23 protein-coding genes are annotated in these 22,529 nt (G+C 66.5%); 8 read left to right on the top strand and 15 right to left on the bottom strand.

The window, feature by feature from the left end; translation table 11 throughout:
• Position 1: 1 nt before the first annotated feature.
• The 4 genes from DELCS14_RS17525 to DELCS14_RS17510 all read left to right on the top strand — a co-directional run bounded on the left by DELCS14_RS17525 (position 2) and on the right by DELCS14_RS17510 (position 3,179).
• The gene (locus tag DELCS14_RS17525; protein WP_012205011.1) at positions 2-667 is read left to right on the top strand and encodes a methionine ABC transporter permease; all 666 of its coding nucleotides are present in this window, start codon (positions 2-4) and stop codon (positions 665-667) included.
• Between the two features lie 70 nt (positions 668-737).
• The gene (locus DELCS14_RS17520) at positions 738-1,547 is read left to right on the top strand and encodes a MetQ/NlpA family ABC transporter substrate-binding protein (protein WP_013802848.1); all 810 of its coding nucleotides are present in this window, start codon (positions 738-740) and stop codon (positions 1,545-1,547) included.
• 4 nt (positions 1,548-1,551) lie between these two features.
• On the top strand, positions 1,552-2,082 hold the full coding sequence (locus tag DELCS14_RS17515) for a cupin domain-containing protein (protein ID WP_013802847.1): 531 nt from the start codon (positions 1,552-1,554) through the stop codon (positions 2,080-2,082).
• Positions 2,079-3,179 carry a DUF6817 domain-containing protein gene (locus DELCS14_RS17510; protein ID WP_013802846.1) on the top strand — a complete coding sequence of 367 codons (1,101 nt, stop codon included), beginning with the start codon at positions 2,079-2,081 and terminating at the stop codon, positions 3,177-3,179. Before DELCS14_RS17515 ends, DELCS14_RS17510 begins: the two co-directional genes overlap by 4 nt.
• 59 nt (positions 3,180-3,238) lie before the next feature.
• On the opposite strand, the gene DELCS14_RS17505 is transcribed toward DELCS14_RS17510, so the two are convergent.
• On the bottom strand, positions 3,239-4,282 hold the full coding sequence (locus tag DELCS14_RS17505; RefSeq protein ID WP_013802845.1) for a bile acid:sodium symporter family protein: 1,044 nt from the start codon (positions 4,280-4,282) through the stop codon (positions 3,239-3,241).
• Positions 4,283-4,400: 118 nt separating this feature from the next.
• On the opposite strand from DELCS14_RS17505, the gene DELCS14_RS17500 reads away from it, so the two are divergent.
• A complete protein-coding gene (locus tag DELCS14_RS17500) occupies positions 4,401-5,318 on the top strand; it encodes a LysR family transcriptional regulator (RefSeq protein ID WP_013802844.1) in 918 nt (305 codons plus the stop codon).
• Between the two features lie 18 nt (positions 5,319-5,336).
• On the opposite strand, the gene DELCS14_RS17495 is transcribed toward DELCS14_RS17500, so the two are convergent.
• The 10 genes from DELCS14_RS17495 to DELCS14_RS17450 form a co-directional block, all read right to left on the bottom strand.
• The gene (locus DELCS14_RS17495; RefSeq protein ID WP_013802843.1) at positions 5,337-5,741 is read right to left on the bottom strand and encodes a type II toxin-antitoxin system VapC family toxin; all 405 of its coding nucleotides are present in this window, start codon (positions 5,739-5,741) and stop codon (positions 5,337-5,339) included.
• A 9-nt stretch (positions 5,742-5,750) separates the two neighbouring features.
• On the bottom strand, positions 5,751-5,981 hold the full coding sequence (locus DELCS14_RS17490) for a CopG family transcriptional regulator (protein ID WP_013802842.1): 231 nt from the start codon (positions 5,979-5,981) through the stop codon (positions 5,751-5,753).
• 96 nt (positions 5,982-6,077) lie between these two features.
• Positions 6,078-7,439 carry a D-tagatose-bisphosphate aldolase, class II, non-catalytic subunit gene (locus DELCS14_RS17485; RefSeq protein ID WP_013802841.1) on the bottom strand — a complete coding sequence of 454 codons (1,362 nt, stop codon included), beginning with the start codon at positions 7,437-7,439 and terminating at the stop codon, positions 6,078-6,080.
• Positions 7,440-7,443: 4 nt separating this feature from the next.
• Positions 7,444-8,412 carry a sugar kinase gene (locus DELCS14_RS17480; protein WP_013802840.1) on the bottom strand — a complete coding sequence of 323 codons (969 nt, stop codon included), beginning with the start codon at positions 8,410-8,412 and terminating at the stop codon, positions 7,444-7,446.
• Between the two features lie 60 nt (positions 8,413-8,472).
• Positions 8,473-9,519: an ABC transporter permease gene (locus DELCS14_RS17475; RefSeq protein WP_013802839.1), complete on the bottom strand. Its 1,047-nt coding sequence runs from the start codon at positions 9,517-9,519 to the stop codon at positions 8,473-8,475.
• Entirely contained in the window at positions 9,516-11,072 is a 1,557-nt protein-coding gene (locus tag DELCS14_RS17470) for a sugar ABC transporter ATP-binding protein (protein WP_013802838.1), read from the bottom strand. The genes DELCS14_RS17475 and DELCS14_RS17470 overlap by 4 nt, the downstream gene beginning before the upstream one ends.
• A gap of 20 nt (positions 11,073-11,092) precedes the next feature.
• On the bottom strand, positions 11,093-12,019 hold the full coding sequence (locus tag DELCS14_RS17465; RefSeq protein ID WP_013802837.1) for a substrate-binding domain-containing protein: 927 nt from the start codon (positions 12,017-12,019) through the stop codon (positions 11,093-11,095).
• Positions 12,020-12,052: 33 nt separating this feature from the next.
• Positions 12,053-12,862 (bottom strand): DeoR family transcriptional regulator, encoded by an 810-nt coding sequence (locus tag DELCS14_RS17460; protein ID WP_013802836.1) that lies wholly within the window; start codon positions 12,860-12,862, stop codon positions 12,053-12,055.
• 110 nt (positions 12,863-12,972) lie between these two features.
• Complete coding sequence (locus tag DELCS14_RS17455; RefSeq protein WP_013802835.1) at positions 12,973-13,704, bottom strand: type 1 glutamine amidotransferase; 732 nt, start codon at positions 13,702-13,704, stop codon at positions 12,973-12,975.
• Positions 13,705-13,887: 183 nt separating this feature from the next.
• Entirely contained in the window at positions 13,888-15,282 is a 1,395-nt protein-coding gene (locus tag DELCS14_RS17450) for a hypothetical protein (protein WP_228676783.1), read from the bottom strand.
• Between DELCS14_RS17450 and DELCS14_RS31325 the strand changes: the two genes are divergently transcribed.
• Entirely contained in the window at positions 15,274-15,666 is a 393-nt protein-coding gene (locus DELCS14_RS31325) for a hypothetical protein (RefSeq protein ID WP_228676782.1), read from the top strand. The genes DELCS14_RS17450 and DELCS14_RS31325 overlap by 9 nt on opposite strands.
• 654 nt (positions 15,667-16,320) lie before the next feature.
• Here the strand turns inward: DELCS14_RS31325 and DELCS14_RS17445 are convergent.
• Positions 16,321-17,223, bottom strand: coding sequence for a DMT family transporter (locus tag DELCS14_RS17445; RefSeq protein ID WP_013802833.1), 903 nt, complete (start codon positions 17,221-17,223; stop codon positions 16,321-16,323).
• Between the two features lie 14 nt (positions 17,224-17,237).
• On the opposite strand from DELCS14_RS17445, the gene DELCS14_RS17440 reads away from it, so the two are divergent.
• Positions 17,238-17,807 carry an XRE family transcriptional regulator gene (locus DELCS14_RS17440; RefSeq protein ID WP_013802832.1) on the top strand — a complete coding sequence of 190 codons (570 nt, stop codon included), beginning with the start codon at positions 17,238-17,240 and terminating at the stop codon, positions 17,805-17,807.
• 236 nt (positions 17,808-18,043) lie between these two features.
• On the opposite strand, the gene DELCS14_RS17430 is transcribed toward DELCS14_RS17440, so the two are convergent.
• Genes DELCS14_RS17430 through cysC form a run of 3 tightly spaced genes read right to left on the bottom strand, consistent with a single transcriptional unit; the run spans position 18,044 to position 20,515 of the window.
• Positions 18,044-19,204 (bottom strand): hypothetical protein, encoded by a 1,161-nt coding sequence (locus DELCS14_RS17430; protein WP_013802831.1) that lies wholly within the window; start codon positions 19,202-19,204, stop codon positions 18,044-18,046.
• Positions 19,197-19,832, bottom strand: coding sequence for an aspartyl/asparaginyl beta-hydroxylase domain-containing protein (locus DELCS14_RS17425; RefSeq protein WP_013802830.1), 636 nt, complete (start codon positions 19,830-19,832; stop codon positions 19,197-19,199). The genes DELCS14_RS17430 and DELCS14_RS17425 overlap by 8 nt, the downstream gene beginning before the upstream one ends.
• On the bottom strand, positions 19,829-20,515 hold the full coding sequence (gene cysC / locus DELCS14_RS17420; RefSeq protein WP_013802829.1) for an adenylyl-sulfate kinase: 687 nt from the start codon (positions 20,513-20,515) through the stop codon (positions 19,829-19,831). The genes DELCS14_RS17425 and cysC overlap by 4 nt, the downstream gene beginning before the upstream one ends.
• A gap of 721 nt (positions 20,516-21,236) precedes the next feature.
• Here cysC and DELCS14_RS17415 point away from each other — a divergent pair.
• The gene (locus tag DELCS14_RS17415) at positions 21,237-22,478 is read left to right on the top strand and encodes an MFS transporter (protein WP_013802828.1); all 1,242 of its coding nucleotides are present in this window, start codon (positions 21,237-21,239) and stop codon (positions 22,476-22,478) included.
• Positions 22,479-22,529: the final 51 nt, after the last annotated feature.

Genomic DNA, 22,529 nt, shown 5'->3' with positions numbered 1-22,529 from the left:
GATGTTTGAGAATTTTTCGGAAATGATGCTGGAGCTGTTCGTCAGCTCGCTGTGGGAGACCATCATCATGGTCGGCGTCTCGGGCCTGGTGGGTGGCCTGATCGGCATTCCCCTGGGTGTGTTCCTGCGCCTGACCGACCACGGCGGCGTGCTGCAGAACGGCCCGGCCAACAAGATCGTGGGCTGGATCGTCAATGCGCTGCGCTCCACGCCCTTCATCATCCTGCTGGTGGCCATCATCCCGCTGACGCGTCTGATCACGGGCTCGTCCATCGGCACCTGGGCGGCCGTGGTGCCGCTGACCATTGCGGCAGCCCCCTTCGTGGCGCGCCTGGTGGAGACCGCGCTGCGCGAGGTGGACAACGGCCTGGTGGAAGCGGCCCAGTCCATGGGCGCCACCACGGGCCAGATCGTCTGGAAGATCCTGCTGCCCGAGGCGCTGCCCGGCATCGTGGCGGGCCTGACCATCAGCTTCGTGAGCCTGACCGGCTATTCGGCCATGGCCGGCGCCATTGGCGGCGGCGGCCTGGGCGACCTGGGCATCCGCTACGGCTACCAGCGCTTTTTGCCCGATGTGATGCTGGCCGTGGTCATCATCCTGATCTTCTTCGTGCAGGCCATCCAGAGCCTGGGCGACTGGGCGGTGCGCAGGCTCAGCCACCGCTGATCCAAACACCCCGGCGGCCGGCGCGGCCGGGGCGGCAAGCTGCCGCGAGATTGTCTGAAAGAGGGATTCCATGAAAAAGCGCGCATTGCTTCAATCGCTGGCCCTGGCCGCCGTCCTGCCCCTGGCGGGAATGGCGGCGCTGCCGGCCCATGCGGCCGACGGCTCGGTCACCATCGGCGTGACCTCGGGCCCACATGCCCAGATCGCCGAGGTGGCCAGGAAGGTGGCCGAGAAGAACGGCCTGAAGGTGAAGCTGGTCGAGTTCGGCGACTTCATCCAGCCCAACGCTGCCCTGTCCCAGGGCGAGCTGGATGCCAACATCTACCAGCACCAGCCCTTCATGGACGCCCAGAACAAGGACCGCGGCTACAAGCTCGTGCCCGTGGCCCGTGCGGTCAACCAGCAGATGGGCGTGTATTCCAAGAAGATCAAAAGCCTGGCCGACCTCAAGAGCGGTGCGCGCGTGGGCATCCCCAACGACCCCACCAACGGCTCGCGCGCACTGATGGTGCTGGCTGCGCAAAAGCTGATCGAACTGAAGACCGGCGCGGGCGCGCGTGCCTCGGTGCTGGACATCACGGCCAATCCGAAGAAGCTGCGCTTCGTCGAGCTGGAGGCCGCCCAGCTGGCGCGCTCGCTGGACGACCTGGACGTCGCCGCCGTCAACAGCAGCTACGCCGTGGCCGCAGGCCTGTCGCCGCAAAAGGATTCGCTGGCGCTGGAAGCCACGGACACGCCCTATGTCACCGTGCTGATCGCCACGCGCGCCGGCCATGAAAAGGACGCGGGCCTGCAGGCCTTCGTCAAGGCCTACCAGTCGCCCGAGGTGCGCCAGTTCATCGACACGCAGTTCAAGGGCGCCTACACGGCGGCCTGGTAAGAGCATGGGCAGCCTCGCATCGCACCAAGTTTCCGACGCGGACTTCGTGGCCGCCATCGGCGTGCAATGGCAGCGCCGCCCGCTGGCGCCCGAGCCCGGCCTGGCCGCGCTGCTGGCGCAGGCCCAACTGGACGACGGCGGCAAGGCCACCGTGGTCCAGGCCGTGGGCATGCTGGTGGTCGACGAATGCGTGGCCCATGGCTACCACAGCATGGATCTGGTCGTGCTGCACCCGGGCACGCCGGGCCTGGACGAGGCGCTGGAGCGCTTCGACAAGCCCCACACCCATGCCGATGACGAGGTACGCTACATCCTCGAAGGCGAAGGCCTGTTCGGCTTCTTCGATGCCGGCGGCCAAGAGCGCGTGCTGCGCGTGCAGCCCGGCGACTACCTGCGCATACCGGCCGGCGTGGAGCACCGCTTCACGCTGACCGCCACGCGGCGCATCAAGGCGCTGCGCCTGTTCGCCGATACGGCGGGCTGGGTGGCGCAATATACCCAGCGGCCTGCCGCTGCCATGGAGGTGCCTGCATGAGCATGCCTGTCCCGACACTGTTCCAGACACTTGACGAGGCGCTGTTCACGCGGGCCCAGGACCTGCTGGACGAAGAATGGCTGGCCAAGGATGCCGACCTCGCTCCTGTGCTGCCCGTGGTGCTGGCGCGCGGCGTGGGCCAGGACTGGCACAAGGCCGGCACCTTCCGCCACCACCTGGCGGGCGTGGCGCGTTCGCTGGCGCTGTGGCGCCAGCCGCGCGACGTGCGCCTGCTGGGCCTGCTGCACAGCGTCTACGGCAACGCCTTCGTGGACCTGGTCAAGTTCGATGCGGGCAGCGAGCGCGGCCGCCTGCGCGAGCTGGTGGGCGAGGGCGCCGAGCACCTGGTCTACCTGTTCTGCACCATGAGCCGCACGCAGTTCATGCAGAAGATCCTGGCCGGCGACCTGGCCGAAGACGGCTCCATGGCGCTGGAATCCGCCGGCCGTAGCCAGCGCCTGAGTGCCTATGAAGTGGCGGCCTTCACCATCGTGAGCATGGCCGATGCCATGGAGCAGTGGTTCAGCTGGCAGGAAGACATCTATTCGCAGTTTCCGCAGGTGCAGAACCAGCGGCAGCAGGGCGTGCACTGGGCGGCCTCGCTGTGGCCCGGTCCCATGCGGCCTGCCAGCCGCATGCTCAGCCAGATCAGCGACCTGGGTCGTGCGCTGCAGCACCCGGCGCTGCGCGCCCAGCTGCCGCTGCCGCCGGTGTTCGACCATTGCAGCCGGCAGTTGCCGCCCGGCGACGAGGCCGCTGCCGTGTCGCTGTACTGGTCGGTGATCCAGCTGGACCAGCCGCTGGTGGACCTGGACGCCGCCACGGCCGTGCTGGAAAGCGCCGTGCGCCTGAACCCCTGGGTGGGCGAGCCGCAGATGGTGCTGGCCCAGCTCTACCTGTCTGCCGGCCGCGCCGACGACGCCGCGCGCGCAGCCACCAGCGCGCTGCAGTGCTTCAGCGGCTGGGGCAATGCCTGGGACAAGCGCGTGCAGTGGGACGCCTGGATCGCCTGGACGCGCATCCTGCTGCAGTCGGCGCAGCAGGGAAGCTGGCCTGAACGGCTGGACAAGCTCAACAACCTGGCCCTGAAGGGCTGAGATGCAAAAAAGCCTGGCGCGAGAGCCAGGCTTTTTTGTGATGGGAGCGCGCCCGCGCCTTATTTGGCCGGCGCCGTTCCGGCCTTGGCGGCCGGCGCAGCGCTGGCGGGCACGGCGCCATCCTCGATCGCCTCGGGATGCATGGGCCGGCGTGCATAGCGCTGGGCCAGCACGGCGCAGACCATGAGCTGCAGCTGGTGGAAGACCATCAGCGGCAGCACGATGGCGCCCACGGCGCTGGACTCGAACAGCACCTTGGCCATGGGCACGCCGCTGACCAGGCTCTTCTTGGAGCCGCAGAACACCAGGGTGATCTCGTCCTCCTTGGAAAAGCCCAGGCGGCGCGCCGTCCATGACGTGATGACCAGCACCAGGGCCAGCAGGATGGACGACAGCAGCAGCAGGCCCAGCAGCGCAGGCAGGGGCGTCTGCTGCCACAGGCCGCTGATGACGGCGGCGCTGAAGGCCGTGTACACCACCAGCAGGATGGAGCCCTGGTCCACGAACTTCACGCGCTTGGCATGGCGCGAGATGAAGCCGCCGATCACGGGCCGCAGCAGATGGCCCAGCACAAAGGGCAGCAGCAGCTGCAGCGCGATCTTGCCGATGGCCTGCAGCGCATCGCCCCCTTCGGCGCTCTTGTGCAGCAGCATGCTGACCAGGATGGGCGTGATCACGATGCCCATCAGCGTGGAGGCCGACGCGCTGCACACGGCGGCGGGCATGTTGCCGCGCGCCATGGCCGTGAAGGCGATGGCCGACTGCACCGTGGCCGGCAGCGTGCACAGGAAGAGCACGCCCATGTACATCTCGGGCGTGACCAGGGGCTCGAGCACGGGGCGCAGCGCCCAGCCCAGCAGGGGAAAGAGCACGAAGGTGGCCGCGAAGATGGTCAGGTGCAGGCGCCAGTGGCCTATGCCGGCAAAGATGGCCTCGCGCGAGAGCTTGGCGCCGTGCAGGAAGAACAGCAGGCTGACCATGAGCGTGGTCGCCACCTCCAGCCATTGCGAGACGGTGCCCGAGGCGGGCAGGAAGCTGGCCAGTGCCACGGTGGACAGCAGCATCAGCGTGAAATTGTCAGGGGCGAAGCGGGGGCGTGCCATGGGAAAACTCTCTCCAACTAACTATCGGTTCGTGCAGCCAGGCTGCAAGGCCCCGATTGGACGCCACGGCCATTGAAAAGAGAAATGGATTTATCTGATGGTTTTATAATTTTTCCGTATGAATATCAGCCTGCGCCAGCTGCGCGCCTTCCTGGCCGTGGCGGAAAGCCGCAACTTCAGCCGCGCGGGCGAGCTGATGGCGCTCACCCAGCCCGCCGTCAGCCGCAATGTCACCGAGCTGGAACAGGCCCTGGGCGTGCAGCTTTTGCACCGCACCACGCGCGAGGTGGAGCTGACCGACGCCGGCCGACTGCTGCAAGGCCATGCCACGCGCGTGCTGGACGCGCTGGATGAATGCCTGCTCGAAGTCAGCGGCCTGGCCACCCAGCGTCTGGGCAAGGTGCGCGCGGCCAGCAGCCCCACGCTGTCGGCGCATCTGATGCCGCGCTGCATTGCGCGCTGCCGCGAGCAGGCGCCGGGCATCGAGCTGCTGCTGCTGGACCGCATCCAGAGCGACGTGCTGCAAAGCGTGCGCAGCGGCGAGGTGGACTTCGGCGTGGTCATCGACCCGCAGGGCCGCGATGACCTGTACTGCGAAACCATACTCAGCGAGCCCTTTTGCCTGGTCTGCCCGGCCACGCACCGGCTGGCCCGCAAGCGCCAGGTGGCCTGGAGCGACCTGGCCGGCCAGCCGCTGGTACTGCTGGACCACGCCTCGGGCAGCCGCCGCCTGATCGACGCCGCGCTGCAGGCCCACGACGCCGAGGCCGCCGTGGTCCAGGAAGTCGGCCACACCACCACCATCTTCTGCATGCTCCAGGCGGGCCTCGGCCTGAGCGTGGTGCCGGAACTGGCCGTGCCGCAGGAATGGCGAGCTCCCGCGAGTGGCGCCACCACCCCCGACGCCCTCGCCAGCCGCCCCCTGCTGCCGCGCGTGCAGCGCGACATCATGCTGGTGCGCCGCCGCCAGCGCGAGCTGTCGCCCGTGGCGCAAAGCGTGTGGGATTTGATCAGGGGGGAGGCGGGGCAGCTGTGAGGCTGTGGTGGGCGAGGATCAATCCATGTGCCAGTTCAAGCACTGCAAGTCGGGCACACGAGAAAACTCCCGGATATTGCGGGTGACCAGCGCTGCCTGATGGCGCAATGCAGTTGCTGCGATCAAGGTGTCATGCGGTCCTATCGGCGTGCCCTTGGCTTCCAGCGCTGCGCGTATGCGGGCGGCATGAGTCGCGCATTCGCTGTCAAATGCCAGCAACTGCATGGGGCGCAGGAGTTGCACCAATGCCTCAAGACGAGGCGCGGAGGCGGCTGGCGGCAAGCGTTGCAGTCCATAACGCAGCTCGTACTCCACGATGGCCGGTACGCCGATGTCGGTGGGGCGCAAAGCCTGCAGGCGAGGCACTACCTGCGGGTCTCCGCGAAAGTAATAGCTGATGGTGTTGCTGTCGAGGATCAGCATGGCCGCATGTCAATAGCCGACTCGAGGCACATCGGCGGCAACTGGAGCGTTATGTTCGTTCGCAAGAGGGAAATCGGCGAAGCGACCTGCCAGCTCAATGCAATCCTGAGGCCATTCATGCGCTGCGTACTTGCGAATGATCTCGGCGACCCAGCGGCTCTTGGACATGCCATTGGCTCTGGCCGCCTCTTCCACCAGAGCTTGGGTGGTGTCGTCCAAATAGAGTGTGATTTGCGACATGGCGGCTACTCCTTGAGCGGGGGAACGGGTTCAAAAAGTATATGTGCAAACATAATTGCCCAGTTCAAGACCCAGTTCCCCTAAGAGGCTGGCGCATCACACAACACCCCCACAAGCCGCCGCATACGGCCTGATCGCCTCGCGCACGCGGTCCAGCACCAGCGCGTGGGGCGAGGGGGCCAGCCGCCCGGCGCGCACAGCCTGGTATTGGGCGGGGAGGAACTGGCTGAGCATGTTCTCGGGCAGGGCGCAGGCGGACAGGTTGTCCAGCAGCCGCGCCACGGCGGCGTTCACCGTGGGGTCGGCCCAGTAGTAGCGGATGCGGTCGCTGTAGCTGTAGATGCGCAGCAGCCTTTGGGCGCCGGGATCGGGCTGCTCGCCGCGGTAGTAGCGCTCCCAGCTGGCGGGGCGGCCCAGCATGGCGGACTCCAGCACGGCGGGCAGGTGGGAGCGCTGGTGCGCGTCGATGAGCTGCTCTTCGATGGAGGCCAGCGCGAACAGTACCTCGCGCAGCGCAAAGGTGGCGCCGGGGCCGACCTTGAGGATGGCAAAGCCGTCCTGCACCAGCTGGCGCAGGGCCTCGGGCCGCTGGTAGTCGGTGGAGTGGGCCTCGAAGACCAGTTGTGGGTGCTGGCGCAGCAACTGCTTGAGGTCGGCCGCTTCACCGGGCGCGTAGTCCACCACGCGCGTGTGATCGAACTCCACGCCGGGCTGGACCACCATGGCAATGATGCGCGGCCAGACGGGGTCCAGCCCCTGTTGCGCGAAGACGTCGCGGTGCACCTGCAGCGTGCGCTGGGCGTCGGCGCGGGCAGTGACTTGCACATGCTCCAGCGCATGCGCGGCGCCGCCGGGCACGGGCACTTCGGTGCCGATCACGTAGACGGGGCCGGGCGCCGGGCAGGTGCTGCCGCGCTCGGCCGCCTGGCAGAGCAGGGCAGCGCGGCGGGCCACGGTTTCGTCGTCCAGCGCCTGGGGGTCGTCTGCGCAGGCCATGCTGGCGTCCAGGTGCAGCTTCACGAAGCCGGCCGCCGCATAGGCGTGTACCAGGTCTTGCGCCAGTTCCATGGCCTCGGCCGCGGGAAGATGGGTCCACGCCGTGGGGCCCAGGTGGTCGCCGCCCAGCAGCACGCGGTCTGGCGGCAGGCCGACGCGGTGGGCGATGGCCAGCACGAAGCGGCGGAAGTCGGCGGGCTGCATGCCGGTGTAGCCGCCGAACTGGTTGACCTGGTTGGCGGTGGCCTCCACCAGCAGGGGCGTGCCATCGTCCAGCGCCTGGTGCATGGCGGCCTCGATGACCAGGGGATGGGCCGAGCAGATGGAGTAGATGCCGAGTGCGCTGCCTGTTTCGCGCGCATCGCCTGCGGCTGCTGGCGTTTGCCCGGAGCGTGACTGCGCCAGGCGGGTGAAGTGGGTGAGATGGGTGGGGTGGGTGAGGTGGGTGAGATGGGCGGGCATGGTTTCAGCCCTCCATCACCGCATGCCGCAGGTGCTGCGGCTGTTGTGCCAGCAGCGCGTCGAGCCCGGCAAAGCCGGATGTGCCCTCCATCGGCCCCTTGCTGGCGACGGCCAGCGCGCCGGCCGCATTGGCGTAGCGCAGCGATTGCAGCGCGGTCTTGCCCAGGCGCCGGCAGGCGATGAAGGTAGCGCCAAAGCAGTCGCCCGCGCCCGTGGGGTCGGCCACGTCCACGGCAAGGGCGTCGAGGTCGATGCGCTCGTCGGCACTGAAGTAGCTGCAGCCGTCGGCGCCGCGCTTGACCACGATTTCGCGCACACCGCGCGCAAAGATCTCGGCGATGGCGCCGGCCTCGTCGGCCGAGCGGGCCAGCTGGGTGACCTCGTGGCCGCTGGGCAGGAAGATGTCGGTGAACTCCAGGATGTAGGCCAGGGCTTCGCGCATTTCGGGGATGCGCAGCATCTCCTTGCGCACGTTCGGGTCGAAGGACACGGTGCCGCCCTGGGCCTTGACGATCTCGATGGCCTTCTTCATGGCATCGATGATGCGAAACGAGAAAAGCGACGAGCCCATGACATGGAAGTGCGCGCAGTCCTTGAGCACGGCCTGGTTGACCTGCTCGGGCTGCAGCTGTGCCGAGGCGCTGTTGGTGATGTTGAAGATGAAGTCGCGCTCGCCGCTGTCGCGGTAGGTGACGAAGGCGCTGCCCGTGACGGCACCCTTGCACACGGCGATGGCGCTGGTGTCCACGCCGTCGCGGCGCAGGCGGTCGATGTTGAGCCAGCCAAAGTCGTCATCGCCCACGCAGCCGATGATGGCGGCCGGATGCCCCAGCCGGGCGACCTGGTCGATGAAGATGGCGGGCGCCCCGCTGGCATAGGGCCCGGTCAGCGGCCCCGGCGCGCGAAAGCTCTGGCCTTTTCGCTCGGCCATGATTTCGACGAGGATCTCGCCCATGGTCATGATGGATTGCATGCTCTCCCTCCCTTTGGAATCAAACCCCGTGCGCCGTTCGCTGCACCGCCGGCCCATGCGTCAGCGCCTGCGCCTGCTGTGCACATCGATGCACACGGCCACCAGAATCACGCTGCCCTTGACGATGAGCTGATAGAAATAGGGCACGCTCATCAGGTTCATGCCGTTGTTGATGACGCCGATCATCAGCGCCCCTATCAAGGTGCCCGCAACGCTGCCGTGGCCTCCGGCCAGGCGCGTGCCGCCCAGCACGGCGGCGGCAATGGCGTCCAGCTCCCAGCCCATGGCCGCGTTGGGCTGTGCCGAGTACAGGCGGGAGGTGAGCAGCAGACCGCCCACGGCCGCCATCAGCCCCGACAGCATGAAGATGGCGATCTTCAGCCGCCCCACCCGTATGCCCGCATAGGTGGCCGCCTCGGCATTGCCGCCTGCCAGATAGGTCTTGCGGCCAAAGACGGTACGGGCCAGCACGAAGTGGTTGGCGGCCAGCAGTGCGGCCAGGATCCAGATGGGCACGGGCATGCCCAGCCATTCGCCGTTGCCGATCCACAGAAAGGCCTCGTTGTCCACCGGCGCCGGCATGCCGCCCGCGACGATATAGGCCAGCCCCCGGAAGATGCCCATGGTCGCCACCGTCACGATGAAGGACGGCAGATGCAGCAGCGCCGACAGCGAGCCATTGAGTGCCCCCAGCAGCAGGCCGCACAGCAGCACGGCGGGCAGCACCAGGGCGGGCGCCAGGCCCTGGCCCAGCATCAGGCCGGCCACGCTGCCGGCCAGGGCGACCACCGATCCCACCGAGAGGTCGATCTCGCCCAGGAGCAGCACATAGGTCATGCCGAAGGCCACGATGGCGATGATGGACACCTGCAGCAGCACATTGCGCAGGTTGCCGCCCGTCAGAAAGGCCGGCGACAGCAGGGAGAACAGCAGCACCAGGGCGGCCAGGCCCATGAGGGTGCCGGCGTGGCGCCGCAGCGATCGCCAGCCACCTCGCAAGCCGTCTCGCCAGGTTTCCTGGCTGTCCGGGATGCCTTCGGCGGCGTCGGCGGCGTTGGAGGCCTTGGAGGAGCCAGACGCGGTGATGCTCAGTTCGGAAGGGGTCATGGCAGTCCTGCTCCGGTGGCGTGCGCCATCACGGTCTCCTGGCGCAGATGGAGGGTGTCCAGGCTCTGGACGAGGCGCTTGTTGCGCATGACCAGCAGCCGGTCGCTCATGGCCAGTGCCTCGGGCAGTTCCGACGACACCAGGATGACGGCCGTGCCGGCCGCTGCCAGCTCGCGGATCAGGGCATAGATCTCGAACTTCGCGCCCACGTCGATGCCGCGCGTGGGCTCGTCCAGCACCAGCAGCCAGGGCCGCATGGCCAGCCATTTGGCGAACACGATCCTTTGCTGGTTGCCGCCCGACAGCTGGCGCACGGGCTGGTGCAGGCCGGCAACGCGTATCTTCAGCCGCTGCACGCAGGCGCGGGCCAGCGATTGCTCGGCGGCCTCGTCGGTCAGCAGCGCGCCGCCGCGCCCGCTGTGCACCTGCACCATGCAGATGTTGTGTTGCACGGACTGGTCCAGCACCAGGCCTTGCTCCTTGCGGTTCTCGGTCACGAAGGCCATGCCCTGGCCAATGGCGTCGGCAGGCGAGCGCAGGCGCAGCGGCCGGCCGTGCATGAGGATGCTGCCCGTGCAGCGGTGCATGCCGAACAGCGCATCCATGACATCGGACCGGCCCGAGCCCACCAGCCCGAAGAAGCCCACGATCTCGCCCGCGTGGACCTCGAAGTCAATGCCTTCGAAGCGCCCGGCCAGGCCCAGGCCGCGCACCTGGAGCAGGGCGCGCGTGCTGCGGTCAGGGGCGGGGCCGCGCGGCGGATAGATGTCCTGCATCTGGCGCCCCACCATGAGCGCGATCAGCGCCCCGATGTCGGTCTCGTCCCGCGCCAGGGTGCAGATGGAGCTGCCGTCGCGCATGACGGTGATCTGGTCGGAGATGCGCATGATCTCGTCCATGCGGTGCGAGACGTAGATGATGGCGCGCCCTTCGGCCTTGAGGCGGGCGATGAGGGTGAAGAGAATCTGCGCCTCGCTGTCGCTGAGCGAGGACGTGGGCTCATCCATGATGACGATGCGCGCGGGCTGGCACAGCGCCTTGGCGATCTCCACCAGCTGGCGCTGGGCCAGGGACAGTTCGGCCACCTGCGCGTTGGGGTTCAGGTCCATGCCCAGGCGGGCCAGCAGCGCGGCGGCGTCGCGGCGCAGTGCGCGGCGGTCCACGCAGCCGGCCCGCTGCGGGAGCCGCGCGGCGAACAGGTTGTCCGCCACGCTGAGGTTGGGCGCCAGGCTCAGCTCCTGGTGAACGATGGCGATGCCGTGGCGCTGCGCATCGGCGGGGCTGGCCAGCTCGGTGCTGGCACCCTCGATCAGCAGCTGGCCGCCATCGGGCCGGTGCACGCCGGCCAGGATCTTGAGCAGGGTGGATTTGCCGGCCCCGTTCTCGCCCAGCAGCGTGTGCACCGTGCCTGCGCGCAGGCGGAAGGAAACGCCTTTGAGTGCCTGCACGGCGCCGAAGGATTTGGCCAGCGCCCGGGCCTCGAGCATGGGGGGCGGCGCAACGGCGTCGAGCATGGCACGGCCTGGGTGGCTGTGTGCAGTGGGGCCTGGCATGGCGGGCTCCGCAGGTCCATTTACCTGGCGGCAGCCGTGTACACGCCGGGCAGCACGGGGTGGAATTTCTCCACCGGCTTGCCCTGCAGCAGCTGCGCGGCAATGGCCACGGCTTGCAGTCCCAACTGGTCGGGGTACTGGCGGATCACGCCCACAAAGGCCGGCTCCCGGTCCACGGCCGCGCGCGCCTCGGCCATGCCGTCAAAGCCGACGATCTTGACCTGCTCCAGCTTTCTTGCGCCCTTGACGCTGGCCAGTGCAGCCAGGGCCGCGTCGTCGCCAAACCCGAAGATGCCTGCCAGGTCGGGGTGGGCCTGCAGCATGTTCTGCGAAGCGGCCAGGGCCTCGGCCCGCGTGATGCCCGGCTGCACGGAGACGATCTTCATGCCGGGAAAGGTGGCGATGGCGGCCTTGAAACCCTCCACGCGATCGACCACGGACTGAATGGACGGGTAGTGCAGCACGCCGATCTGGCCCTTGCCGCCCGTGGCGCGGCCCATGAGCTGGCCGGCCAGCACGCCGCCGGCGCGGTTGTCGGTGGCCACGTGCGATGCGACCTCGACCCCGCTGGCCGCAATGTCCACGGTGATCACGGGAATGCGGGCGGCGGCAGCCTTGAGCACGGCGGCCTTCACGCCCCGGGAATCGACGGGCGACAGGATGATGGCATCCACCTTCTTGCTGACGAAGTCCTCCACATCGGAGATCTGCTTGCCCAGGTCCTGGTTGGCAATGCTCAGGTCCAGCTTCAGCCCCTGCCGCGCGGCTTCCTGCTGCATGGCCTGGGCCAGCTCCAGGTAGAACGGGTGCTGCTGCGTGAGCAGGGACACGCCGAGGGTGCGGGCAGGGTTGGGGCCGGGGCCCGGCTGTGCAAGCGCCGGGCTGGCCGGCAGGCCGAATGTGAATGCGCCGGCCAGCATGCGCCGGAGAAACGTGTTGCGGTCCATGGCTGTCTCCCTCCCTCTGTCGTTGTGGAAAACTCAGGTTCTGGCGAATTCGATGCGGCCCTCGGCCTTGCGGGTGGCCTGCAGCCGGTGGTGCGCCAGCAGATCGAAGGCGCCCGGCTCCATGTCCTGGTGGGCGCACAGGCCGTCGATCTGGGCGATGTCGCAGACCGGATGCCCGCCCGTGGTGCTGTCCAGATCCAGGGCCAGCGCCACGGCCTTGGTGCTGTGCTCCACGGCTGCCGAATACAGGCGAGCCGCGCCTGGGTCGCGGCACAGCAGGCGGTTGCGGTCGTCGATGCCGCAGATCTCGAACAGGCAGATGTCCAGCGGCCGGGCCCGCAGACCCGCTTCCGCCCCGGGGCCGATGAGGCCGGGCTCGTCGCCGGCCAGCGCGCCGCCCGTGACGTGAATGGCGCAATCGAGAAACTGCCGCGCTGTCGCCACCATGGCCAGGTCGTGCAGCGTCAGCGCAATGCCCTGGCGGCTGGCCAGCAACGGCAGCACGCGGTGGGTGATGCGGCCGCTGCCCAGGAAGACCGAGGCATCGTCCTCGATCCAGCCCAGCGCGCCCTGGGCCACCTGGGCCTGCGCCGGGCCTTGCGCGGCGGCAGGGGCGCCGGGCAGCTCGGCAGCCGTCTTGAGCAGGGCCGGGTTGTAGCGCGCCTTGCCGAAGGCGCGCACCACATAGCCCTGCTGCTCAAGGTAGTGCAGGTCGTTGCGGATGGTGACGGTGGAGACGCCGAAGAGCACGCTCAGCGCCTCCACCCGCACCTCGTCGGTCTTGCGCGCCAGCTCCACGATCTGCAGCCTGCGCTTGAGTGAACTGTTGCCTTGGTCCTGCATGGATTCTTTCGATTCGAAAGTTTTTTATTTCGTATCGAAAGTTTCCCTGCGTGCAAACGCCACGTCAAGCGCTCCCCGGGTATTCACCGGGGCGTCCGCTTCGGGGAGGGCTATCGGCTGGCCACGCCCAGGTTCACGACCACCGGGCGCTGCAACTGCGCCGTCCAGGCCCGGTAGGTCCGGTGGGCCAGGGCGTTCAGCACGGGAATGCGCAGGTCCAGGTGGCGCAGGATCTCGCTCTCGGTCTGCGCTGCGGGGCCGCGTGCGCGCAGCAGCTCGTCATGGCCTTCGGTGCACCAGGCAGCCACGCTGGCGGCGGTCACTTCCATGTGGCCCTGCAAGGCCCAGTGCCGGCCGTGGCGAAAGCCCTTGTTCAGGCAGTGGCTGCCGTACATGGTGCGCACGGCGCCGCGCGGGATCTCGAAGGTGTCGTAGTGCCAATGGAAGATCGTCGCCTCGCGCGGCAGGTCCATGACCTGCTGGGCGGCGGCCGTCACCCAGATGCGGCTCCAGCCAATGTTGGGGCAGGGGTTGCGCCAGACCCTGGCGCCCATGGCACGCGCCAGCATCTGTGCGCCAAAGCAGTGGCCGAGCACGGGGATGTCGCTGCGCAGCGCATCGGCCAGCAGGGCCTGTTCATCCTCCATCCACGGCAGGCCCTCGTTCACGCTGTGGTTGCTGCCCAGCACCACGATGCCGCTGTAATCGGCGGCGTGCACAGGGGCTGTGCCATCGAGGGCGGGCTGCAACAGTCGGTAGGGAATGCACTGCTGCTCCAGGTGTTCACGCAGAACGCCGGGGCCCTGGGCGGATTCGTGCTGGAGGATGGCGACAGGTCTCATGGCGGCGCGGCTTCATCGGGAAGCCATTTGTTGTGAGGCCTTGACTCTAGGGACGGCTGCCTCAAGGGCGGATTGTGTTTGCGCACAACGCCATCAAGGCCGCATCAAGGCCGCTCCATGCCTTGCGCAGGCCCAACGCAAAAAGGCGCCACGGCCGTGGCGCCTTTGATGGTGGCAACTACGTCAATCGTGGTGCCGCCCGGAGCGCTGCGGGCCCGGCTGCCTGCCACGGCGGCGCAGTCCCAGCGCCGCCGCGCCCAGCAGGAGCAGGGAGGCCCAGGCCCCGCCCACGGGGATGGCTGCGACGGAGTCGCTGCCTGGGGCATCGTCCGCGCCAGGCGTGGTCTTGGTGGTGGTCGCAGTGCTTGAGTCGACATCGCCCGTCGCCTGGGTCTGGGTGACCGTGATGGTCACCGATCCCTTGGGCAGGCCGCTCACGTCTGTGGCAGGAGTGGTCCAGTGGCCATTGCCATCGCAGGGCACGGTCACCACCACGGCCTTGGGTGCCGTGCCGATGTTCACCGTCACGCTGCCGCCGCCGGCCGTGCAGGTGCCAGAGAGGATGTAGCCGCCCTGGTTGCCCGCGTCTATCGTGGGAGGATTCACCACCGTGACCGAGGGCGTGGTGGGCGGCGTGGTATCGACCTTGGTGACCGTGGCATCGGCCGTGCCCGAATTGCCGGCGGCATTGGTCTGCGCCACATGGATGCCCACCGTGCCCGCAGGCAGTGTGCTCACGTCGGTGGCGGGGGTGGTCCAATGGCCATTGCTGTCGCAGGGCGCAGTGGCCACCACCGCGTTGGGCGCCGTGCCTATGGTCACCGTGACGTTGCCTGCGCCGACTGTGCAGGTGCCAGAGAGGATGTAGGCGCCCTGGTTGTCAGCATTGATCTGGGGCGCGGTGTCCACTGTGACCACAGGCAGCGTGGTGTCTGCCTTGGTGACGGAGACATTGGCGGTCCCTGTATTGCCAGCCGCATCGGTCTGGCTGGCCTGGATGGGCACCGTGCCCGCAGGCAGCCCGCCCAGGTCGGTGGCGGCAGTGGTCCATTGGCCGTTGCTGCCGCACGCTGCGATGGCTTCCACGGAGTTGGGCGCCGTGCCGATGCGCACCCTGACATCGCCATCGCCGGCCGTGCAGGTGCCCGAGACGGTGTAGCCGTGCTCATTGCCGGCATTGATCGCGGCTGCGTTGTCCACCGCGACCAGGGGTGCCGTCGTGTCCGTGGCTGCGGCCGTGGTCTTGGTGGTGATGACACTTCGCGTGCCGGTGTTGCCGGCCGCATCGGTCTGGGTGGCCGTGATGTCCACCGGACCCAGGGGCAGGCTGGCCACATTGGCAGCCGGTGCCGTCCAGGCTCCGGCTGCATTGCAGGCCGTCGTCATGGTCACGAACTTCGGGGCCGTGCCGATGGTCACCTTCACATTGCCATCGCCCGCGGTGCAACTGCCTGCGACGATGTAGGCCTCCTGGTTGTCTGCATTGATCACCGGGGACGTGGTGATGTCTACCGCAGGTGGCGTGGTATCCCCTTGCGCTGCGGCGCAGTCGGCAAGCGAGGCTTGCGAATGGCCCAAGACGAGGTTGATGTCGGCGAGGGTGGGTATTTTCGCGCCAATGCGCAGGGCATTGACTTCCATTCCCCCATCCACGGGAGTTTGCTCATTGAAAACGATTTCCAGGATTCCGGTATTCAGTCCGGTATTGGGGGATGGATTCAGTGGAATTGGGACAGGGATACCGAGCACGGAGATGCTCAGGTTCGCGATGGTCGCGGCCCCGGTGGGCTGGACGGCGCCATTGACGCAGGTTGCATGCACTTGGGACTGCAGCACATCAGCCTTGATGGCCACGACGCCAGCGATGGACAGGTTGATGTCACTGATGCCTGCGGTTGTTTCGACGCGGTTTTGCGCCAGCGAGCTCCCGGTGCTTGCCGAGAGCACACCCGCCTTCAATGAAATCAAGCTGTCGGTGGCGCCCCCGATGTCTGCAGCAAGCATTTTCCCGGAGACATTGAACGCCGGCGGCGCACTCTGCAGTCCGGTATCTACCAGCGGGATATCCAGCCCGAGGTCTACCAATGGAACGCCGGCCTTCACTTCCAGCGCATAGCCGCGACCTTCCCCTGCCGAGGCGGCCCATGCGGTGCCACCTGTTCCCAAAACGATTGTGCAGCTGGCTGCCATTGCTGCCGTAAAGCCGGCCAATTTCCGTCGATTCCCCGTGCCACGCTTTTGCATGCCATCGCCCTTTCATGAGTTCCTGAATTGAATGACCATCAAGCCGATGAATGGCTTGCCTGTTTTCAAAAGCGGAATCTAAAGGGTTGATTGCGTTTTGTAATGATATTTTTGATGAAAATCGGATTTTCAGAGTTGTCCTAGGATTATTGAGGAAATGGATTTATCCTAGGAATAGCTTATTTGATCTCGGATGTTTCTGATTGATTATGAAAATACCGTTTTGCAAGAGCTTCTGAGAAGTGTCCTGGCCGGGCTTTCGAGGCGCCTGGCATGCCCCCGCGATTTGTCCTGCGCAGCAATTCGCCTGTGGCCTTGCCGCAGGGTGGGACAGGTGCGGCCCAGCACGCAAGGGGCCGCAGCCGGGGCACGTTACGGCTTGGGTGTTTGCCTGCCCAGGCGCAGCTCGCTGACCAGCACCCCGCCCACGATCAGCGCGGCCCCCAGGATGGCCAGCCCCGGCAGCCGGTCGCCGGCCATGCGTCCCACGATGCCGGCCCAGACCGGCTCGCTGGCATAGATCACGGTCGCACGCGTGGGCGACAGGGACTTCTGGGCCCAGTTCATGGTCAGCTGGATCAGGATGCTGGCGCAGGCCATGGCCACCGCGGCGGACAGCCAGACCCAGGAGAAATCGGGCACGGATTCGCCCGCCACCGGCATGGCCAGCAGCGCCATGACGCCGGCAGCCAGCAACTGCACCGTAGTCACGCGCCGCGCATCGACCTTGCCCGCGAAATGCCCGATCAGCAGCACCTCGGCCGCAATGGCCAGCGTGCTCAGCATGGTTGCCATCTCGCCCACGTTCAACTCCATGCCGCCGGACTCCGGTCCCGCCACCAGCATGAGTCCCGTGAAGGCCAGGCCAATGCCTATCCAGCTCATCAATCGCGGGGGCTTGCCCATCACCAGCCATTGCACAAGAGGCACCAGCGGCACATACAGCGCCGTCAGAAACGCCGACTTGCTGCTGCTGATGGTCTGCAGCCCGAAGGTCTGCAGGCCATAGCCCAGGAAGATGCTGGCGCCGATGGCGATGCCTGCCACCAGCTCGGTGCGCGTGAGCCCGGCCATGGCCTTGCGAAACACCAGCAGCCCGATCAAACCCGCCGTGACAAAGCGCAGGCCCACAAAGAACAGCGGCCCGCTGTGCTGCATTGCCAGGTGGACCACGAGAAAGGTGCCGCCCCAGACCATGGTGACGGCGATGAGGGCCAGCTCCTGCCGGCTGAGCAGCGGCGTGCGCGAACTGTGAGAAGATGACGTGTGCAACATATTGCGCAGATCATATGAGAAATATATTGCACAGCGCTGGCGAGCGCTCCGATGTCCTGGCTTTCGTCAGCGAAAACCTGCGCCGCCTGCGCCAGCGTGCAGGACTGAGCCAGGCGGCCCTGGCCGAGGCCGCAGGCCTGAGCCGGCGCATGGTCGTGCAGCTGGAAGGCGGCGACACCAACATCAGCCTGTCCAGCCTGGACAGGCTGGCCGACGCGCTGGGCGCCAGCTTCATAGAAATCGTCAGCGACCCGGCCGCGCAGCGCCTGCGCATGGACGCCATGGCCTGGCGCGGCACCCGGCCCGAAAGCCAGGCCATGCTGCTGGGCAGCGTGCCTGCCACGCGCGAGGCTCAGCTGTGGTCCTGGTCCCTTGGGCCCGGCGAACGCTACCAGGCCCAACCCGACCCGGAAGGCTGGCATGAAATGATCGTCGTGGTCGAAGGCCGCCTGCTGGTGGACCTGAGCGAAGGCCCGATGACGATTGAGGCGGGCGACTACGCCATCTACGGCAGTGCCCAGGACTACGCCTATGTGAACCTGCACGAAGGCGTGACGCGGTTCATCCGGAATGTGATTTCCTGAGGGGCGCTGCTGCGGTCTGTGCCGTGCTTTGGGCAAGGCACTGTCGTCAGTGAAGTGCGGCAGCCTGCGGTGTCGCTTCAGACTGAAGCCGTGCATACACAGCGCGGACCACCAAAGGATCTGTGCTGCGCAAATCGAAGGAACGGGCAAAGCCGCAGATCGACTCGCCGTTTTTTCCGGGGCTGGCACATCGTGGGCGCTGTCCATGTGCTGCTGGCGCTGATCTTTGGCGCGGCCTATTCGTCCACGGGTTGTGCGCGCCGCAGCAGCTGTGCGTGCAGCGGACCCAGGCGCGCCTCGATGTGCTGGCGTTCGCTTTCGCCAAAGACGGCCGCCTTGTCCCGCCCGTCAGGCTTGAAGCGCTGGTCCAGCGCCTTGGCATGCTGGCGAAGGCGTGCGGCGATGCGCTGGCGCGCCGCCTCGCCTGCATGCAGGTCGAAGCGCCGGGCTATCTGCCCCATGGCTTCGGCATCCAGCTGGCGATAGTGCAGCACAGGAACGCCCTGGCTTTCGTGCAGATCCCGCATCCGCTCCATCATTGCCTGCAGCACGCGCATGCGGTGGTCGAGCACGGAGACAAAGGATTGGCTGCCACTGCCGGAACAGAAAACCGGACCGGCGCCAGCCAGCGACGGGTCGCCCGACATGTGCCGGCCGGCTTGCCTGTGGTGTGAGGCCAGGATCTCCACAGGATCGCGGACCAGCATCAGGCCGGGCACCTCGGGGTAGAGATCGTGCAGCAGCTCCCACTGGAAAATGTCCCAGGCATTCCACTTGACCACCAGGTTACGGCGCCCCGGCACGGCCGCGGTGATGGCCGACACCAGGCCGGCAATGCCATCGCGCTTTTGCGCCCGGTCCAGCGAGCTGTCCAGCAGCAACTCGGTGAACACAGGTGGCTCCGACAGGACCAGCGTGCCGTCCAGTTCGGAAAGGCAGCCCGAGACCAGGGTGGAGCCGCAGCGCGAGAGGTGGAAGATGAAGCCGGCAGGCGGGTGGCCCCCGGGCCTGGGAGGGGATTCCGCGCACAGGCCGGCCAGCGGCGTGCGCGGCCGGATGAACTGGTTCAGCAGCCTGCGCTGCAGGCAGCGGCTGATGTACTCGTCATGAAACGGCTCGGTGGCGGGGCCGTCCGGCAGGCACCAAAGGATGCTGCGCGTGCGTGCCTCATACCTGTGTGGCAGCCAGCCACCGGCCAGCAGTGCGGCAGTTGGCACGGCAGCCGCCTGGTTCAACTGCTGCAGCGCCTGCATGAGGCGACCATCGTTCCAGGCGGGAAGACACCACAGCAGGCGCAGCTGCACCAGTAGCGACTCCATGCTCCTGGCCTGCTGGAACAGGGTGTGCTGCCGGGGGCTTGCGATCAGTTCGGCAAAGGCCTCCTGCAGCTCATGCATGGGCGTGTCCCTTGCCGATGCTGTCTGCCAGCCAGGTGTTGGCAAGGCAGTCGATGACCAAGTGGGTGCGGTCCCGGGTGCCCCGGTTCACCACTTCATGCGTGGCATCGGCATTGAAATACCAGAGCTCCCCTGCGGCCATGGGGATCGTGCGGCCTTCCACGATGAACTGCACATCGGGATGTGTGTGCACGGGCACATGCAGCCGAGCCTGGCCATGCGCCAGGCCCAGCCCACTGTCGCGATGCGGCTTGATGGATGAGCCGGCCTTCAGCTGCATCAGGCGCACAGAGCGCAGCGGGCACTGCAGTTGCTCCAGCACCTGGCGTATGGCGGGGCAGTGTTGCAGCAGGGGCAGGTCCTCCCAATCCTCCTCGGGTTCCTCGATGGAGAAGCTCTGGAGAATGGGGTGGGCCGCCACATGCTGGCGCTGGCAGCGCAGCGGCATCACACGCCATACGCCTTCGTAGCCGCCGTGGTTCACGTGGTCGCACCATGGCGAGGACAGCAGCGCATCCACCTCGTCGCGCAGCGCCTGCAGCGCAACCCTGGCATCAAGCCGCGCAAACAGGGGCGTGCCGGCACAGGCGTCTTCATGCGCGCAGGGCAGGGCGGGCCTGGCATTCATTGCAGCGCCTTGGCCAGTGGCAGGGGACAGGTCATCAGCGGCGCCATGCCCTGGACGGGCGTGCCCGGCGCAGTCGGCTGCCCATGCAGCAGCAACGCCTGCAGGCGCGAAACACATGCGGCCACGCTGAGCTGGTCCGTGCGCAGGGTCAGCTCCGCTGCCACAGGGGGTTCATAGGGCGAGTCGATTCCGGTGAACTGACGCAGTTCGCCGCGGCGCGCTTTTCTGTACAGGCCCTTGGGATCCCGCCGCTCGGCAACGGACAGGGGAACATCCACGAACACCTCCAGGAAGTCACCCTTGTCGAACAAAGCCCTGGCAGTGTCGCGCTCGCTACGGAAAGGGGAAATGAAGGCCGCGATCACGATCGTGCCCGCATCCACGAAAAGCCGGGCGACCTCCGAGACCCTGCGGATGTTCTCCGCCCGGTCTTCTTCGGAAAAGCCCAGATCGCGGTTCAGCCGGCTGCGGATGTTGTCCCCGTCCAGCACATAGGTACGCCGGCCGGCTGCGTGCAGATGCGCCTGCAGCGCATTGGCGATGGTCGATTTGCCGGACCCCGAAAGTCCGGTCAGCCATATAGCAACGGCTTTATGACCATGGAGTATCTCCCGGTCTTGCCTTGAAACGGAAGACAGTTGGTCATGTATGTCGGGCGGCGGATTCTGGCCGGAAAACAGCATGGATTCAATACGGGAAGGAAAGGCTTGGAGTGGATGCTGAGCGCATCAGGTAGGCGGGAATATCGATGGATTGTAAGAAATTTTCAAGAAGAAATTGCTGAAGCGGTTTTTCGTTGTGTGGCCGGATTCAAGCGATTTCATTGGTCATTTATTTTCTTCTTCAGAGGAGGATGGCGGACAAGAGATGTGCTTTTGGTGATCATCAGTAAATGCTTATATTTCCCATGATTCTTGATAATTCGTTTGCAATAGCCGTTGATTATGTCGATTGAGCATGCTGCTGTTGGTTTTTGGTGAGTGATTGATTTCTTGTTATCAATAGCATTGTGCGAATTGAGAATATAAGACAGAGAAATCTGTGTCTGATGCGAATGGTTGGAAAACCTGTTCAATGCATATGCGCGACATATCACTGAAACCAGGTACTGACTGCAGATTCCAGATGTCCGGCGCCCGGCGCTGTCCCGCATGCCTGAAGGAGGGGAGGGGGGCTGCTCGGGGCTGACTTTGAAAGTGAGAGGCTGCGCGGTTCCGGCGCAGAGGGAAGGCGCCGCCTCCAGGCGAAGCACCGATCAGCCGTTGGTGGTTAGGCGGCTCGTTGAGCTTGCCTGACCTCTGACGGGCAACTGCCGGTGATCTCGCTGGCCTGTGATCTCCGGGTTGATACTTAATGTCTGAACATGTATAGACAACTACAGTCAGCCCTATCAAGGGGATGCATATGGACCGAGGCAGGCTGTTCCGGGGTTGGTACATCGTGGGCGCTGTCCATGTGCTGCTGGCGCTGATTTTTGGTGCCGCCTATTCGTTCGGGGCGTTTTTTGCCAGCATCCAGGCACAGTTCGGCGCCAGCAGCTTCTCCACGGCTTCCATCTTTTCATTGACGGCACTGATCTACTACGCCGTCGGCGTGTTCTCGGGCGCCTGGAGCGACAGGACCTCGGTGCGCACCGTCACCTCGGCCGGCATTGTGTTGCTGTCGCTGGGCTTTGTGGCCAGCAGCCTGCTGACATCATCGCTGGCGGCTTTCCTGGGTGCCTTCTGTGCGCTGGTCGGGCTGGGAGTTGGTCTGGTCTACGTGCCTGCTGTCTCCACCATTCAGCGCTGGTTCGTGCTGCGGCGCAGTTCGGCTTCGGGTATCGCGCTTGCCGGCACCGGACTTGGAACGCTGCTCGGGCCCGTGGTGGCCGGCGCACTCATGGAGCATCTGTCCTGGCAACTGACCATGCAGGTCTATGCCGCAGCCATCGCACTGGCCGGCCTGGCTGCCGCAGCCGCCCTGCGAAGCAGGCCCGAAGAGCTGGGGTTGCATCCCGATGGCATCCAACCCGGCGGCGCCAAGGCTGCGGGGCAGACGGGCCAAGGTGTGGTGGGCGTCGGCCTGGGGCAAGCGGCCCGGCAGGCGCGCTTTTGGTGGTATTTCGCCGCCATCTTCTTCGGCTCCATCGGCCTGTTCCTAGCGCTGATCCACATCAATCCGCTGGCACGTCAGCAGGGGCTGCCGGCCGCGCAGGCCAATCTGCTGATCGGGCTGATCGGCGTCGGCAATGTGCTCGGGCGTCTGGTGCTGGGGCGGCTGGGTGACAGGATGGGGCCGCTGCGCTTTCTGATGCTGCTGACCGCGAGTCTGGCCCTGCTGTGCGGGCTGTGGTCCATGGCGCAAGGCTTCACGGCCCTGGCGGGATTCGCGCTGGCATTCGGTGCGGTCAATGGCGGCTGCATCGCGCTGTATCCGGCCGTGGCTGCCACCTGGTTTGGCACGCGGAGCCTGGGCGCCATCCTGGGTGCGCTCTACGTGTCGGTCGGTATTGCTGCCGTGGCCGGGGGGAGCTTGGCGGGGCTGCTGTTCGATCTGTCGGGCAGCTACACATCGTCCATCCTGCTGGCGAGCGGCAGCGCCGTACTGTCGGCCCTCGCGGTGCGGATGGCGGCGCGCGCAGGAGGCGCGAAGCCACAAGCATGACCCAACGAAAAAGCCCCAGACTCTCGCGATTCTGGGGCTTCTTGTTTGGTG

It is taken from the genome of Delftia sp. Cs1-4, from assembly GCF_000214395.1.
Classification (GTDB): Bacteria; Pseudomonadota; Gammaproteobacteria; order Burkholderiales; family Burkholderiaceae_C; genus Comamonas; species Comamonas acidovorans.
Note: the sequence above shows the minus strand (reverse complement) of the source record. Positions and strands in the feature narration are given on the sequence as shown.

What these genes read in the sequence shown, in the direction of transcription:
- DELCS14_RS17470 (WP_013802838.1), bottom strand. Translation starts at nt 11,072, where the DNA reads ATGCCAGGCCCCACTGCACACAGCCACCCAGGCCGTGCCATGCTCGAC.
- DELCS14_RS17490 (WP_013802842.1), bottom strand. Translation starts at nt 5,981, where the DNA reads ATGTCGCAAATCACACTCTATTTGGACGACACCACCCAAGCTCTGGTG.
- DELCS14_RS17505 (WP_013802845.1), bottom strand. Translation starts at nt 4,282, where the DNA reads ATGGCACGCCCCCGCTTCGCCCCTGACAATTTCACGCTGATGCTGCTG.
- DELCS14_RS17425 (WP_013802830.1), bottom strand. Translation starts at nt 19,832, where the DNA reads ATGAATGCCAGGCCCGCCCTGCCCTGCGCGCATGAAGACGCCTGTGCC.
- cysC (WP_013802829.1), bottom strand. Translation starts at nt 20,515, where the DNA reads ATGCTGTTTTCCGGCCAGAATCCGCCGCCCGACATACATGACCAACTG.
- DELCS14_RS17525 (WP_012205011.1), top strand. Translation starts at nt 2, where the DNA reads ATGTTTGAGAATTTTTCGGAAATGATGCTGGAGCTGTTCGTCAGCTCG.
- DELCS14_RS17455 (WP_013802835.1), bottom strand. Translation starts at nt 13,704, where the DNA reads ATGAGACCTGTCGCCATCCTCCAGCACGAATCCGCCCAGGGCCCCGGC.
- DELCS14_RS17495 (WP_013802843.1), bottom strand. Translation starts at nt 5,741, where the DNA reads ATGCTGATCCTCGACAGCAACACCATCAGCTATTACTTTCGCGGAGAC.
- DELCS14_RS17485 (WP_013802841.1), bottom strand. Translation starts at nt 7,439, where the DNA reads ATGCCCGCCCATCTCACCCACCTCACCCACCCCACCCATCTCACCCAC.
- DELCS14_RS31325 (WP_228676782.1), top strand. Translation starts at nt 15,274, where the DNA reads ATGGCCCAAGACGAGGTTGATGTCGGCGAGGGTGGGTATTTTCGCGCC.
- DELCS14_RS17445 (WP_013802833.1), bottom strand. Translation starts at nt 17,223, where the DNA reads ATGTTGCACACGTCATCTTCTCACAGTTCGCGCACGCCGCTGCTCAGC.
- DELCS14_RS17440 (WP_013802832.1), top strand. Translation starts at nt 17,238, where the DNA reads ATGAGAAATATATTGCACAGCGCTGGCGAGCGCTCCGATGTCCTGGCT.
- DELCS14_RS17500 (WP_013802844.1), top strand. Translation starts at nt 4,401, where the DNA reads ATGAATATCAGCCTGCGCCAGCTGCGCGCCTTCCTGGCCGTGGCGGAA.
- DELCS14_RS17510 (WP_013802846.1), top strand. Translation starts at nt 2,079, where the DNA reads ATGAGCATGCCTGTCCCGACACTGTTCCAGACACTTGACGAGGCGCTG.
- DELCS14_RS17480 (WP_013802840.1), bottom strand. Translation starts at nt 8,412, where the DNA reads ATGCAATCCATCATGACCATGGGCGAGATCCTCGTCGAAATCATGGCC.
- DELCS14_RS17415 (WP_013802828.1), top strand. Translation starts at nt 21,237, where the DNA reads ATGGACCGAGGCAGGCTGTTCCGGGGTTGGTACATCGTGGGCGCTGTC.
- DELCS14_RS17515 (WP_013802847.1), top strand. Translation starts at nt 1,552, where the DNA reads ATGGGCAGCCTCGCATCGCACCAAGTTTCCGACGCGGACTTCGTGGCC.
- DELCS14_RS17520 (WP_013802848.1), top strand. Translation starts at nt 738, where the DNA reads ATGAAAAAGCGCGCATTGCTTCAATCGCTGGCCCTGGCCGCCGTCCTG.
- DELCS14_RS17475 (WP_013802839.1), bottom strand. Translation starts at nt 9,519, where the DNA reads ATGACCCCTTCCGAACTGAGCATCACCGCGTCTGGCTCCTCCAAGGCC.
- DELCS14_RS17465 (WP_013802837.1), bottom strand. Translation starts at nt 12,019, where the DNA reads ATGGACCGCAACACGTTTCTCCGGCGCATGCTGGCCGGCGCATTCACA.
- DELCS14_RS17430 (WP_013802831.1), bottom strand. Translation starts at nt 19,204, where the DNA reads ATGCATGAGCTGCAGGAGGCCTTTGCCGAACTGATCGCAAGCCCCCGG.
- DELCS14_RS17460 (WP_013802836.1), bottom strand. Translation starts at nt 12,862, where the DNA reads ATGCAGGACCAAGGCAACAGTTCACTCAAGCGCAGGCTGCAGATCGTG.